Origin of the sequence: Akkermansia sp. BCRC 18949, assembly GCF_045011645.1 — a bacterium.
In the GTDB taxonomy this organism is placed as follows: Bacteria; Verrucomicrobiota; Verrucomicrobiia; order Verrucomicrobiales; family Akkermansiaceae; genus Akkermansia; species Akkermansia massiliensis.
Genome location: NZ_CP123619.1, coordinates 2,945,653 through 2,961,622 on the forward strand (window position 1 = coordinate 2,945,653; position 15,970 = coordinate 2,961,622).

The 15,970-nt window shown below is 57.6% G+C and carries 4 protein-coding genes; 2 read left to right on the forward strand and 2 right to left on the reverse strand.

Going from position 1 to position 15,970, the window contains the following annotated elements:
* Nucleotides 1–109 precede the first annotated feature (109 nt).
* Nucleotides 110–448, forward strand: coding sequence for a cupin domain-containing protein (locus P8A25_RS12410; protein ID WP_022396859.1), 339 nt, complete (start codon nt 110–112; stop codon nt 446–448).
* Nucleotides 449–498: 50 nt separating this feature from the next.
* Here the strand turns inward: P8A25_RS12410 and pbpC are convergent, their stop codons facing one another.
* Together pbpC and P8A25_RS12420 are read right to left on the reverse strand one after the other, a co-directional pair.
* Nucleotides 499–2,784: a penicillin-binding protein 1C gene (gene pbpC / locus P8A25_RS12415; protein WP_215442414.1), complete on the reverse strand. Its 2,286-nt coding sequence runs from the start codon at nt 2,782–2,784 to the stop codon at nt 499–501.
* Between the two features lie 31 nt (nt 2,785–2,815).
* Nucleotides 2,816–9,007, reverse strand: coding sequence for an MG2 domain-containing protein (locus tag P8A25_RS12420; protein ID WP_215442415.1), 6,192 nt, complete (start codon nt 9,005–9,007; stop codon nt 2,816–2,818).
* 493 nt (nt 9,008–9,500) lie between these two features.
* On the opposite strand from P8A25_RS12420, the gene P8A25_RS12425 reads away from it, so the two are divergent.
* Nucleotides 9,501–15,578, forward strand: coding sequence for an RHS repeat domain-containing protein (locus P8A25_RS12425; protein ID WP_404838717.1), 6,078 nt, complete (start codon nt 9,501–9,503; stop codon nt 15,576–15,578).
* The last annotated feature ends 392 nt before the right edge of the window (nt 15,579–15,970 follow it).

Below are 15,970 nucleotides of genomic sequence, written 5' to 3' on the forward strand. Positions count from 1 at the left end.
CCATATGAATGCTGAATGCCAAGGTCCGCTCCCGGGTCTGGAGCGGACCTTTTTCCCGGAAGCCTGTCATGGCGGAAACGAGAAGGGGAAATGAGTGTGTCCAACCTGCATGACAGCAATTCAGCATATCCCCGAACGGGCGCCTTTCAATTACGCTGACCTGATTGAATACCGCGAAGGGCAAATCACCAGCCTGGCCCTTGTGCGTTCCAAAGGCGTCAACATGACCATCCTGGCTTTTGACGACGAGCAGCTCCTCCCCACCCACCAGACGCCCGGCCCCGCCCTGGTGCAGATTCTGGACGGGACGGCGTATTTTACCGTGGGCAATGAAGAGGTCAACCTTCCGCAGGGCAAGACTCTCCTGATTCCCGCCGGAGTGCCTCATTCCGTCATTGCGCAGGAACGGTTCAAGATGCTGGTCACCTCCATCCTGCCGCTGGACTGAGCGGAACGCTTTTTCCACGTGCGCACGGGAGGAAAACTCCCGGCTTCTTGTTACAGTTCCCTGACGGTAATTGACGAACGCTGCTCCAGGTTCAGCTCCGGATGGCGCACGGTAATGACGTGCGCTCCCGGTTCCAGCAGCACGGAGGCCTCTTCTCCATACTGCACGACGGTCAGGGTGGGGGATGACCACACCGCCCCCGCCGGCAGGTTGGAGCGCAGTTTGAGCCAGCGTCCCCCGCCGGGCAGTTCCGGATCCAGCGCCAGGCGCGAGCCGTCTGCCGGAACCAGGATGCGGGGAGCCTCCCCGGACCACGCCCGCGGAAGCAGGCAGAAGGTATTCCCCACCGTGCAGGAAGGACTGGTAAACCACTCCGTATAACGGCTGTCCAGATATGCCCGTCCCACGGCATCGTAATCCGCCGGGGAGGCCGGCTGCGGCATCGTTTCCGGGGAAGCCCATTCCTCCCGGACATGGGCTTGCGGCAGATCCAGCCCCTCCGCCCTCTTTCCGGTGCGGGAATCAATGCGGATGCGCACCATGCCGGGAGGGGGACCGGGGAAGGAAGGGACAAGATTGCGGTGAGCCAGCCTCATGACCCCGGCAAAAATGGGGGCCGCTCCATCCATGCCCCCCACCTGCTTCATGGGGGAGGCGTCAAAATTGCCCACCCAGACGCCAACCGTGATTTCACGGGTGAAGCCCACGCACCAGTTGTCGCGGAAATCGGAGGAAGTGCCCGTCTTGCACGCATACCGGAAGGGAAGGTTCATCAGCTCCCGGTCATGGAACGCCGCCATCCGGGCTTCCCGGTCCGCCAGAATGTCCGCCGCCATGAAGCAGGCTTCCGCAGGCAGTACGGGCCGTTCCGGAACGGAAGCACCCTGCTCCAGCTTCAGGGGGAGGAAGGAGCCTCCGCGCGCCAGGCACGCATAAGCCCCGGTCAAATCCCGCAAGGTCACCTCCGCATTGCCGATGGCGAGGCCCAGGCCGTAATGCGCGGCGTCTCCCTGGATGCCCCGGATACCCAGGTTTTCCAGCAGTTTCAGTAGCCGTGACGGGCCGCCGAAGGTATCCAGAACCCTCATGGCCGGGATATTCTGGGAACAGGCCAGGGCCTGCCTGACGGAAACGGGACCCATGTAGGCCCTGTTGTAATTCTGCGGCGCTTCCAGCCCGTGCGCGCTCCGGTACGTGGTGGGAACGTCCGGAAGAACGGTTCCCGGATAGGCCCCCAGGACAAATGCCTGGGCGTACACGAAAGGCTTCAGGGCGGAACCAGGGGAGCGCGGCAGGGAAGTCCCGTCCATCAGCCCCCCCGCCGGATGCTTCCGGTCCGCGGAACCGACCAGGCAAAGAATGTTCCCCGTGGCGTTTTCCACCACAATTACGGCGGCCTGTGTCACATGATGGCCTTTCAAGCGTTCCAGCTCCCTCCTCACGATTTCCAGCGCGCCGCGCTGCAGGGAGGCGTCCAGCGTCGTGCGCACCTCCCCCGTCCGTCCTGCGTGCATCAGGGCGGCTGTTACATGGGGAGCCGCCGGCTGCCGCCCTTCTTCCGTTCCGGCGCTGAACAGGGGTTCCTGCAAGGCCCTGTTCACCATGTCCGCCGGGAACATGCCTTCCTCCTCCAGACGCCGCAGAACGCGGTTCCGCCGTTCCAGCGCACGTTCCGGATGCCGGAGGGGGTTCAGGAAGGACGGCCCCTGCGGCAACCCCGCCAGCAGGGCGCATTCCGCCAAGGACAGGCGGGACATCTCCCGGCCAAAGTAGAAACGCGCCGCCGCGGCGGGCCCCCGGCGCAGATTGCCGTAATCCAGGAGGTTGAAATAGGACTCCAGAATTTCCTCCTTGCTCATGCTCATCTCCATGCGCCGGGCCTGGAAAAACTCCCGGGCCTTGGTCCACAGGTTCCTGCGTGCGGGAGGATTGGCATTCTTGGCGAGCTGCTGGGTGATGGTGGACGCTCCGGACACAACCTCCCCGCCTGCGGCATTCGCCGCCGCGGCGCGGGCCAGCGCCAGGAAATCCGCCCCTCCGTGGCTGAAAAAGCGTTTGTCTTCCGCCGCCAGCGTAGCCTTAAGAAGCATGTCCGGAACCTCCCGGAGCCGGACAGGCTCCGTGTGGTAATAATCCGGTCCCGGCAATGTGGCGATTCTGCCGCCGTCCCTGTCCAGGACCACGGCGCCCCGCTCTTCCGGATGGAGCAGCCCTTCCGGCAGGGGAACCAGCCAGGGGACGGCATACCATGCAAGCAGCCACGCGGCGGCCAGTCCTCCGGCAGTCCAAAGAAGGGTTTTCCGTTGAAGGAGCTTTTTGAAAACCGCCCTGTTCATAGATCTGCGCCGCATCATGAAAACACTGCACTTACTTCCCCGCGGAGACGGTCAGTTTCTGGGGAATGCTCAATCCGTAGGTTTCCGGCTTGTACATCAGCTCCGCCTTGGCGGACGGGGCGATAACGGAGCCGGACTTGGTCACCCGCGCCAGGTAGCGCGCCGTAAAGCGGCCTCCCGACCAGGAATCGGCGAAAAAGCGCACCCGGTCCTTCAGGAATTCACGGTGGGAAACCCACCCGTTCCAGTAGAACCAGCGGTTTCCTGCGTCCGCCGTCTCGCTCTCCCGGCCTCCCGGTATCTGGGAAAGCAGCGCCGGATTGACGGCTTCAAAAGCGGAGGGCAGGTAATCCTCCATCACCACATACGTCAGCGGGTCAGCGGACTTGTCCACGTGCAGCGTAATCCTCACCAGGTCCCCCACGGCAAACTCCGCCGCAGGCGTCCAGGTTCCTTCCGGAGAAAGCCTTTCATAAACGCGGGAAACGGCAAAGCCCCTGTTGACGGCGGCTCCGTCCTGCTGCGTTTTGCTGCGTCCGCGGGCCTCCGCCATGCCGTATACCCGGGTTCCCGCTTCCGGAAGGCTGAGCACGGCCTTCTCCCCAACCGCGGTCAGGAACCGGGACGGGGAAGACACGGAGCATATCCCGTCAAACGTCCGGCCGCCGCGGTCCACGCGGAAGGCGGCGGAAAGGGGCGCCTCCTGCAATCCTTCCAGGTATTCCCCCAGCAGAATCACATCCCAGCCGGAAGTCCAGGTGGAATAGGGGGCCCTTCCTCCGAAAGAGCCGGACATCCTGTCCACGATCAGGCGTTCCAGCCTTTCCCGGACAGCCCGGTCACCGGGGGCCTGCGCCATCTCCGCCAGCGCCAGCAGAAGACGGCAGCGGGGCTGTTTCATTTCCTCCCCGGAAACATTCATCAGGCTCCGGGCCTGCTCCTTTGCCTCCGCACGGGAAGAGAGGGCCGCCGCCAGGGCCAGGTACAGGCGGTCTTCCGCCCTCAATTCAGCGGCATGGTCCAGCAGGCGGTTGAGCAGGGACGCGGGCATGAGCCCCGCTCTGGCCAGCACCCATGCCCCCAGGAGCCCCTCCCGCGGGCGGGCGGACAGGGAATGCCCCAGATAGGCGTACAGCTTGTTGAGGCCCTGTTCCGGAATGTAAACCCCCTGCTCCCGCGCCAGGGTCAGCACCAGAGCGGCATACGCGCAGTACTCGCTCACCTCCGTGCCACCCTGCCAGTAGGACAGGCCGCCGGAAGAAAGCTGGTTTTTCATGATTTTGTAAACGCCGCTCCGGAGGGCCCTGGAACGGTCCTCCGGCGATTTTCCCTTGAAACCGGGGAGATATTTGGCCAGGAGCGGTTCATAAATCCAGGGCAGCGTGGAGGAGGAAAGCTGTTCCAGGCATCCGTACGGATAACGCAGCAGGTAATTCACGCTGCCGTCCGCATACAGCAGGGGGGACGTGCCCAGCGTCACCCGGATGGGGGTGCCTTTCAGGAAGGGAGTCGCCAGCAACCCCGGCAGATCCAGCATCCGACCGGAGGAAAGCGAGAAGCAGCGCAGCTCCCTCAGCTCCGGGAAGGGAGGCACCACCTCAAACGTGTGCTCCACGGAATCCTTCAGCAAGGAATAAACGCCGGAGGAATAAGGCGTGCCGCTGCCGTCTGCGGCGCGGATTTCCCAGGTCAGCCGGGCTTCCCCCGGCTGCGTGAATTTTACGTTGAACACCAGCGTTTTCGGCTGGTTCCCGTTCAAAGTCAGCGTCTGGACGGGCTGGGGCACGGAAGCCGCAGCGGTCCCGGATTTCAGCGTGACCACCCACGGGCCCTTCCTGTCTCCCGTCTGGCTGACCGTCACCGGAATGTCCAGGGAATCACCCTCCGTTGCGGTAAAGGGGGGAGCGGGTTCCAGCATCACGGGCTTGTTTACCACATAGGCGCTTTCCCCGGTTCCGAAATCGGCAGCTCCCGCCAGGGCGACTGCCATCACCCGGTAGCGGGTCAGCGTATCCGGATTCCTGTACTCGGCCTTGAAACGGCCCTCCCCGTCCGTACGGAGGGAGGCCAGCCACACGGCGCACGGGTTGAAATTCTTCCTTAAATCCAGGTTCTCCGGCGCTTTGCGGGAGCCGTCCGAGGAATCTCCGCCGCCGATGAAAACTCCTTTGTTGTCCGTGGAGCGGCCACCCCAGTCTTCATCCAGAATTTGTTCCAGCGTCGTCCACGTGCCCACGGACAAGGGGCGGTCCGCATAGAAGTACCGGATGGGACGGGGAGTCTGGTACCCGATGACCTGTAAGGTGCCTTCATCCTCCGCAAACAGGCATACCTCCGCATTCCGAACCGGCCTGCCGGAATAATCCGTCACCACGCCGCTGACCACGGCGGGGGAACCGGGCCGGGACATCCCGGCGGGGGGAAACACCTTTACATTCAGGGTATGCTGGACAGGCTGAACCTTCAGCGCGGCATATCCCAGCTTCAACTGGGGATTGCGGACCTTGCGGCTGCTCAGGTCCGCCCCCTTCACCAGGAAAACGGAAATATAGACATTCGGCGCGTCCGCCTCTTCCAGAGGCACCTCAATCACGGGATTGTCCAGCGTCAGCTTTCTGGCAAAACTCCGGAGCACCTTTTCCCGCTCCACCGTCACCATCACCTCCCCCTCAATGGGTGTCTGGATCAAGAGACGGGCCGTCTCTCCCGGCTTGTACAACTGCTTGTCAGGGATGATCTTCACCTTCAGGCCGTCATGGTACTCCCACGGGGAAACGTCGCTGCCGTAAACCCAGTACTTTACGGCAGTGCGGAATTCCCGTCCTTCCGCGTCCCTGCCGGAAAAAGCCACCTCGTAAATACCGTCCTGCGGGGTGAGAACGGAGACGGCTTTTCCTCCCGTACGGATATCCGCGGAATCCGCCGGGGCAAGCGTCAGGGCCTTTTCCAGCACCGTGCTCCTTACCTCGTCATTGCGCACGGTGGTGGCATCTCCGCTCTCGTAGCGCGCGGGACGGAAAGCGGTGCGCGTCACGGTCATGTTGAGATCAAGGCCGCTGCCCGCATAGGGCTTGCCGTCCAGCCCCAGGGCAATCAGGCGCAAATCCAGGGGCGTTCCCTGGCGGCAGATGGAAGAACTGTTCTTCACGCCCACAAACACGGAAGCCGGATTCCAGACGGCGCCTCGGGAAACCTTGACCAACTGCTCATTCCCGTTTACCACGGAAGCCTGGAGGGACAGCCTCCTGACCCGCGGGAAGGACTGCCCGTCCAGGGAGAACTCCACGGTATTCCTGCCTTCCCCGTCCAGCACGGAGGACTGCTGCTTCATGTGGGAGGAGGAACGGCTGCTGGAATAACCGTAATAGGCCTCCCAGTAGCCCCCATCGTCATCCCGGTAATCCCCGAAACGGTAATCCTTGTATCCGGCAGGATAAAAGTTGGAGGGAGTACTGCGCAGGGACCAGTTCACCTTGCCGCCTGAAACAGGCGTGCCGGTAAAATTCGTGGCCTTCACATCCGCCTTCAGGAGATGAGCGCCGGGCTTCAATTCATGAATCTTCTCCTCCACTTCAAACTCGTTCCGCTTGAACTCGGCTACTTCCACCTCATACCGGAACTCCCGGTTATTCTTGTCAAACTCCTTCCGGTAATACTTCTTGTAATCGTATTCGTCGGAGGAATCATCCTCTGCCCCTTCTTTTTCCTCTTCCGCGGAATCCCCTTTCAGCCGCAGGCTGGCAAGGACGCTGTAAGTTCCCGTCTCTTCCCCGGGAAACGTGAAATCCAGGTCAAAGGTTCCCACATCGGACAACTTCACCTGCTTGACGGCTACTTCCCGATCCCGTCCGTCCCTGACCGTCAGCTTGACCTCCTCCACGGGAGCGAGGCCCAGCCTGTTGTCCAGCAGGGAGCGCACGATTCCCTTCAAATGCATGGTCTCCGCCGGGCGGTACAGGTTCCTGTCCGAAAACATGAACACCCTCGTTTCCGCGGTAGTGGCGGGATTCAGCCCCAGGGCTTCCCATTCGTAGGGCAGCGTCTTCACGCCAAAGGACCACATCCTCACCTGCCCCGGCCAATCCTCCAGGGGGCTCAGGTAACTGTCCACCCCGGACAGGACGCGAACATAGGCGGCCTTTCCGTTCATCCCGGCCATGGGCAAAATCACGGAACCGTGCTCCACGGGAACGGAAGCCAGAACGGAGCCGTTCGCATCCAGCAATTGGACCTGCGCTTTTTCCACCGCTTTTCCGGTGGAAAGGGAATACACGTAAGCAAACATGGTATCCGCCGTCTTTTTATGCAGAACGCCCAAATCCGTCACCTGCACGACGGCCTGCGCGGCGTAGGATGCCTCCTTTCTATCGAACTTCCTTCTGCCTCCGTTTTCCGACGGCACGCCAAACAGCCTGTACGCCTCCAGCACCGGATCACTGACACGGCCTTCCACCTCAATGAAATACATGCCTGGCTCCACGGCTCCGCCAAACAGGCCGTCCAGGCTGATGGCCGCTTCCGTTTTGCCGCGCACGTCCAGTGTCAGCGCGCCCGTCTTATCCGCCGCAAGAAGCTCCGCAGGCAGAAAATGCCTTTGGTCGCGGTCCGTCACGGTACGGGAAAGGGGCGCGGACTGGTCCCGTTCATAAATCTTCCGGTAGGTCGCCAGCGTCTGGTGCCGGTGGCCGGCCCTGATCCGGTAGCCGCGCACCGTCAAATCCTTCAAATTGCTCACGGAGGCTTTCAACTTGCGGGCTCCGGCGTACATGACGCCGTTGTTGCCCGCATCCAGATACAGGCACGGATCCTCCGGCTCCACTTCCACGGAACCTTCCGCATTCTTTCGCGCCAATTCCTGGCCATCCACGGACCGGACGCCTTTCAGCCTCCATTGCAGTTTAAAAACGGCCTCGTCTGCGCTCACCAGAAAAGGCAGGGACGTATACCACAGGGGCCGGGCATGCTTCATCTCCGCCAGCCGTTCCCTGTCCAGGCGGATTGTTATTTTCCCGGCCGTCTCCGCATCCTCTCCGTCAAGGGATGTGGTAAAGCCTCCCTCCTGATCACCGTAAGCCATCGGCTTCCCGCCGCCCTCCACGAAAAACTCCACATGGTCCCGGCAGAACCGTTCCAAATCCTCAATCAGGACAGGGAGAGTCCATTCCAGAGTAAACCGTCCTCCGCTCCCGGAAAACGCATGGTAATAACCGGAGGCGGAAAAACGGGGCACGGCCCCCAGTTTGATTTCTTCCCATCCGGTTTTCCGCTCTCCTCCCCGGGAGGACAGGAAGGAAGCGTCCAAACTGACCAGGCAATAATTCCTGCCATACCGGAACATTCCTTCCGGCTGAATGACATACACGCCGGGAACAACCATGCCGTCCGGACGGCCTCTGAACCTTCCCTCCCCTGCAATATTTCTCACACGGTAGGATTTGGCGTCTCTCACCTCCTTCAACGTCGCAGGCCTTAGCCGGAACCCCGCATCGTACCCCGCGGCTCCCGCCTTGAGCTGCTTCATAAAATCTGCGGACCTCAACTGCTCTTCATCCGAAACGCCGGCAAAACGGAGATTCTTTTCCAATGCCTCCTTCCATGAGCAATAACCGGGAAGCATCAGGAACCCCTTGCCGTCGCGATACAAGCCATTCGCAGGATTGCCCCTGTCCGGAACTGCGTCGGGAACCACCAGGAAAAAACTCTCCCACGGGTAAACTTCACTGCCCTGCCAGCCCCTGTCCATGGAAGACAGGAAGAAATTCCAGGTCATGCGTCCCGTCAGGCGCAGCGGAACGGACGGCACCGGAGAACCGTCCAGAAAACGGACATTCTCCGCCGGTTTCCATAGATAGGTGGACCGGAAGGGAACCTCCTCCAGCGGAACACACTCCAGCACGTTGGGAGTAATCCATTTGGAAGAAAACTTCAAGGAAGGGGGAACGAACATCAGCTTCGCGCCTTCCAGCATGGCCGTCCCTGCGCCGTTGCCCAGCGCCAGTTCCACCGGTTTCTCCTCCGGGGAAAAGGACATCAGTTCCGGGTCCGCCGGTTTTCCCACCTCGGAAGCGGGCACCGCGGCCTTGTCAAACACCAGTTGAAACGGCTTCCCTTTTTCCAGATGGGACGGAGAGGAAGACGGATAGCGCACCGTAGTGTCGGCAATGGATGGAAAAATACCGCAAATTCCTAAGAAGCAGCCAATAGCAAAAGAACAGGTTTTCATGGGAGGAGGGTAATTCTATGTACCCATCTTCTCCTCTTTTTGAGTCTTCAACACAAGCAGAAAATCCGCAAGCGGCAAAAAATAGAGATAAAAGTCGTTACCACTTGATGAAGTTTTTTTGTACCTTGAATAATGTTCTATAAAAACTCCTTTCTTATGCTCACTAGGATGGTAGTGCGGTCATGAATCCAACCGGTAATTTTTAAATGCAATAACTCCAGTGGAACGCGGGAAACTTGGTTCATCAGAGAAAAATCTCCTTTACCTTTTGCTAGTATTTCTCTTCCTGCACGCTGTCTTTTACCCTGGCAATGGGTAAATTTTGAAAATATGGCAAAGAAATACGTGCCACCGGAGAAGAATCCCCTCCCTTTTCACACGTTGCCATCCGCCTCAAAAACTCACCAAATATCATAACGTTCCCGACGTGTTTACGTTGTTAGTTTTTGATTCATGGTAGTCGCAACCATTGAACAAACATCATTTCATTACTATGAACAACACTTTCAACATCGGCGCCATGGACACCGTCTACCCCTTCATTCCCATGTACCCCAACGGCCAGCCCCAGGGCGATTTCCTGGTCAACGGCCTCTCCGCTCCCGTCCTTATCCCCAAACGAATTGCTTCCAACAACACCCGCCACGAATGGTTCGGATACCTCAAGGTCATGGCTCCCTCCACCTGTTTTCTCCACCTCCACGCCCACTCTTCCATCTCCCTTTCCATTCCCGCCAAGGATCTGGAACTCTCCACGGAGCCGGGTTCTTCCACCCCTCTCCGCCGCCAGATCCAATTCGACCAGGGATACTACTGGTGCCACATTGTTCACCAGCACCAGCCAGCCCCGGACTCCCAGCAGGAGTTCTGCATTGCCCTGATATGCGACAAGGAAGGAGAGCCCGACCTGGATTATTACCTGCTGGCGGAAAACACGCCTGCCGGCAAGGAAGGAGAAACCGTCCTGACTCTGGTCAACCTGTACCAGGAGGTGGAAGAAGGAGATTCGTCGAGCAGTTCGGCAGGGGGAGGAGATTCGTTTGAGTTTGACCCCAAGCCAAGCAGCAGTTCGAGCTCTTCCTCCTCGAGCAGTTCGTCTTCCAGCTCCCTGCAGAGTTCTTCGGCTCCGGAGCCTCCGGATTCCTCCAGCAGCGCACCGCCTTCTTGTTCCAGTTCGTCGTCTTCCAGCAGTTCGAGTTCTTCCTCGTCCAGTTCCTCCAGCAGCTGGTCGTCTTCCAGTTTCCACAGCAGTTCTTTGGAGCCCCAGGAGCCGGATTCCTCCAGCAGCGCTCCGTCTTCCAGCTCGTCGTCCAGCAGCAGTTCCAGTTCTTCTTCGTCAAGCAGTTCTTCCTGGTCCTCGTCAAGCTCATCGAGTTCTTCGTCTTCTTCCAGTAGCAGCAGTTCCAGTTCCCTTTCCTCTTCTTCCAGCGAGCCGGACCAGGAAGAGGAACCCTGCCCCTGTGAATGTGAGTGCAATGAGGAAGGGGACGAACATTGTGTCCAGACACATCCCACTCCGGGGGATCCCGAGGGAGAGCAGGATTGCCAGGGCAACGCCTGCATCAACCCTCCCTCCCCGGCAGGACCCACGCCTCCGGTTCCCGCCAGGTTCATGCGGACGGCACGCTCTGCCGCCGCCCCTCACGCCCCGGCTTCCAGCGCCTTTTCCATGCGCTACAACCATCCCATGGCCTGGAGCGCTTCCTTCTCGGCTGACGAGCGCCGCGTCACCGTCAAGCGCCCCTCCGGAAGCCATCTCTATTTCAAGGCCCAAGAGGGAAGCAGCGACGCTTCTCCCATCGGCTCTTCCAGGAAGAGCGACTACCGTGTGAGGCTTCTCAACGAAGATCTTACTCCCAACCTCCAGGGTACTCCCGCCTTCATGGACATGGTTCTTCCCGGCGGCATGGTCCTGCGCTTCTCTTCCTCCACCAGAGAGGTCGTGTCGGTCACCAGCTTTTCGGGCCATGTGACCTCTGCCGAAGAGTACTTCAGCAAGGTCCAGGTCACTTACCATCAAAACGGCTCCCTTGCCAGCGTTTATTCCCGCGCCCAGGGGCTGATGAGAAGCATTTCCGAAGGCGACAGGCTCACCCTGGAGTGGTATGCTCCCGGCAAGGCTGTCCCGGACGGGGAAGGCGGGTTCACCGTTGCCGGAGAGCCCTGCAAAACGGCAACCTACGAGACCTCTCTTGAAAACGGAGTGACGGTGACGCATATCACCAACCGGCGGCCCGGCCAGGAACCGCATTTCATCGAACGTCGCGAGGAAGGCAACAAGGTGACCATCATCAAGGGCGAGGGAGAGGAGCGCACCGTTCGCACCATTGAACGCAACGCCCTTCCCGATTCCAAGTGGGAGCGCATCGAAAGGGTCCAGGGCATCAACGAGGAAACGCCCGCCTCCTGTACCCGGACAGTGAAGAAGTATACCGACGGTGGCTGGCTGACCATCAGCCGGACGGAGGGATACAAGACCCCTCTGGCCAGGACCACCCTCTATACCTACAACGACCAGTTCCGGATGTCCCTGGAACTCAAACCCAATGGCGGCTATACGCGCTACGAGTACGACGAGCAGGGACGAGTGGTGCTGCAGGCCTCTCCCTGGGCCGGAGGCGGTGAAAAGGGGACACGCACGACTTACGCCGACCTGCGCTTTAACGACTTCAGACCCGCCACGGAAACCAAAGTAATTATTGTTGAGGATGGGACGGAAACGGCGCTTCTCAAACGCACTTACACCTATGAAGACAGCCCGCAGGTGAACCGCACCACGGTCACGGAAACCGCGCTGGGAAGCGACCAGGTTCATACCCGCGTGGAAGAGACTTACGGGGAGGCAGTGGAGTATTCCTACGCCCGGGGCAGGCAAAAGATGAGCCAGAGTATTGACGGGGTGCAAACCGTTTATACTTACGAAGCCGCCGCGGAATACGGAGCCATTCACCAGGTGACGGAGACCGTGCAGGCCAACGGAAGCATCGTTCCGGGACAAAGCACCCGAAACGTGGAATACATCGCTGAAAACGGCGCCACCACCAGGAGAGAACAATACGTTCACACCGGAGAGGACTGGTCGCTGATTGCCTCGGAGGACTACGAATACGACGACGAGCAAAGGCTCATCAAGACAACCAAGGGCAACGGCAGGACCAGCACGACGGAGTGGATGTGCTGCGGCCCGTTGAGGGAAACCGACGAAGACGGCATCACCACCGGCTACGGCTACAACTCGGCCAAGCAGCTGGTGGAGACTATTCGGGCTGCGACGGAAACCACGCCCGAAACGATTATCTCCTACACGAAGGATGCCGCGGGAAGGACGATCGCCACGCGGCGTGACGTGGGTCCCATGACGGCGACGGAAAGCACGGAGTACGACGATCTGGGGCGGGTGATTTCTTCCACGGACATGCTGGGACGCACCACCCGAACCGGGTACGGCGAAGACGGACTCACCACTACTGCCACCACCCCGGCAGGCGCTACGCTGATTACCAAAAAGTACTATGATGGAACCATACTCTGGCAGGGAGGAACGGGGCAAAGAGAAGTGGAGACCAGGCTGGAGTTGAGCGAAGAAGGCATCCTGACCACGACCTTGTCCAAGGGAGTTGTGCTGTCGCGGATTCTGAAAAATGGCTTTGGTCAAACCGTCCGGCAGGAGCAGCCCAATACCAGGGGCGGCTTTATCGTCACCAGGAACTTCTACAACGACAAAGGACAATCGGTCCGCTCTCAAACGGAGGATCTTGCTCCTACCCTCACGGATTACAACGAACTGGGGCAAGCCGTGAAGCAGACCGTTCTTCTGGATGAACTTCATCCCAATGACACCACCAGAAACAGGATATCGGAAAGTTCCTCCTGTTACCGGGTTCGGGAAGACGGCGTCTACCAGGTGCAGACTTCCACCACCTGCAACGCCGACGGATTCCCCCTCACCCAGACCACGGAAAACATGGTTTCCAGACTCAGCGCTGTACTGGAAAACAAATCCATCACCACGGACGTCTACGGCCAGCAGAGCATCCAGTGGACGGAGTACACCTCTCCAACCAGGCGCACCTGGTTCAGCCGCATTCCCACTTCGGAGATCACAGCTGAATCACTGGTCGTGGACGGTTTTGAGACCAGCCAGACCGATCACGCTGGAATCCGTTCTTCACAAACCCGTTCCTACGCCTCCACGGGCATGGTTCTCAAGCACACGGACGCCAGAGGCAATATCACCACCACGGAAACCGACCTTGCGGGACGTACTGTCAAAGTCACCGATTCTGCAGGCAACGTGACTACCACCAGCTACCTGCCCTGCTGTGACAATCCCGCCTGCATCACCGATGCCCTGGTGGGAACGACCTGCTATTCCTATGACATCCGCGGCAGAAAGACAGCCGAGTACGGCACCGCTATTCAGCCGGCCTGCTTCGCCTACGACGAAGCCGACCGTATGGTCTCGTTGACCACTTTCCGGGTGGATGAAGAAGACATCACTTCCGATCCTTGCGGCCGTACCGACGGAGACACCACCGCATGGTTCTATGACGAGGCCACGGGACTGGAATTGAAAAAGACCTATGCAGACGGATCCTCCACAATCAAGACTTACGACAAATTTAACCGTCTGGAGATATTGACCAAGGCCAGAGGTATCGTCACCACCTACGCCTATGCTCCTCTCACCGGGGAACTCGTCTCCGTCTCCCACAACGACAACACGCCGGGTTGGGAGTTTACCTACAATCACCTTGGCCAAATAACTTCCGTCCGGGACGCTTCCGGAATCAGGGAATGCTCCTACGATGCCTATGGCCGCATGACCCAGGACACTTCCTTGGGAACCGTGGAAAGCTCCATTCAGGAACAATACGATGCCTTGGGACGTTCTGAAGGTTACCGCCTGATGCTTGGAACCCGTACCGTGCAGCACTCCCATCTTGACTACGACTCCAAAGGTGCCATCATCGGGATGAATCTGGAAGGACTGGAGTCTTCCTTTACCTGGCAGTATGAGCCAACCAGCGGCTTCCTCAACTATCTCACCTACCCCAATGGCATGGTCCGCCAAAACACCTACCATCCCACACTGAACCTACTAACCGCCATCGGTTACAGGAAGGGAGCGAATGGCGAATTAGCAGCCGGCCACGAATACGGCTACGACGCTCTGATGCGTCCCGTCCAACGGCGGGACTCCTGGGATGTCGCCACTCCTGCCACGCTAAGAGATTTTACCTACAATGGCCGCAGCGAGCTGGTCGAAGACCGGCTCAGCCGGGGAGGAAGCTTTATCTATTCCTACGACAACATCGGCAACCGCAAAACAGCCCGGGAACTGGAAGAAGAAGCATCCTACGATGCTAACTGTCTCAACCAGTACGCAGATATTGCCGGGGGAGAAGAAAATTTTAAGCCCGTCTTCGATGCCGACGGCAACCAGACCTTCATCAAGACCCCAACAGGTATTTGGGAGGTGAGCTACGACGCCAATGACCGCCCCGTCGTCTTCACCAGCCAGGATGGCCGGACTGCCATCACCTGCGGCTACGACTACCGGGGACGGCGCTTTGAGAAGAAGGTCACCGTCAATGGAGCAGTATCCGGCCATTGCTGGTACCTGTACCGGCGCTATTTGCAGGTAGCCGAGCTGGATTTGACGCATCCTGAGCCTGTGCTGGTAAAGAGCTACCTGTGGGATCCAACGGAACCGAGAGCGACGCGTGTCCTGACAATGACATGCTGGAAAGGCAACGTTCCCCAGCACAACGAGCATCTTTACTTCATGCACGATGCCATGAAGAACGTTACTTCCATTTTTGACGGACAACAGACGAGAAGAGCTCGTTACGAGTATGCTCCTTTTGGTAGCCTTCTCACCGCTGAGGAAGACATGGCTCAAGAGAACAAGTTCAGATTTTCCTGCGAGTATGCAGATGACGAACTGGGGCTTGTGTATTACAATTACCGTCACCTCAATCCCGCAGACGGCAGATGGATTAACCGCGATCCTATTCAGGAACAAGGTGGATGGAATTTGTACGGGTTTGTTAATAATTCCATTGTTTATTTTGATTTATTAGGTAATGATAGGTATATATCTAATATTTTACCACATAACCCAGAAAATGTTTTTAAAGGCGACATTACTCTTCACATAGGCGTTGCCGTAGATATATGGGAAAAAAATGATCAAGGGATTTGGTGTAAAGTAGGGATTAGAACTTTTGATTATTCTTTGAATCCAACAGATAGAGATACAGCTAGACTAGCAAGGGAATGGGCTAGAACGCATGATTCATTCACATTGATACAATTTGGAGGTTTGATAATTGGGAATATTATATATGGAGCCCTTATTTTAGGGAAGGGTTATATAAAATCTTCACAAGGCCTTAATTTAAAAAATCCCGAAACAATACCGTCCTCTCCCATAGAAGATATCAATATGCTTAGAGCAATACAACAGGATATTAAATCCCCTCCTCCTTACAACATATTAAGGAATAATTGTGCTGATTGGGCTTATAAAGCTATATGGTATGGAAGAGATGTGACTGTTCATTAATTCATACTATGAGATGGATAAAAAAAATCATTATATTTGATATATTTTTTCAAGAAAATAAATTCAAAAGGAGTAGTTCTATATTTAGTTATATTCTTTTTATTTATCTATTCTTCATGGTATATCTCCTAACTTTTCCAAATAACATAGGAATAAATATACAAACATTGTTATTTGTTTTATCAATTGAAATTTCATATGTTTTGTCATTTTTCAATTGGTATTATTGTTTGAATAAATCAATTTTCCTGTTTATAATAATTTATTTATTACCCATATGTGGTATAGGTATTTTATATTTATTGCTTCCTTCCCTACCAAGACATATGTAGATAAAACAACGACAAGATAAATTTGTTAGATAAGGGTAACGATAATCTGTTGAATCAATT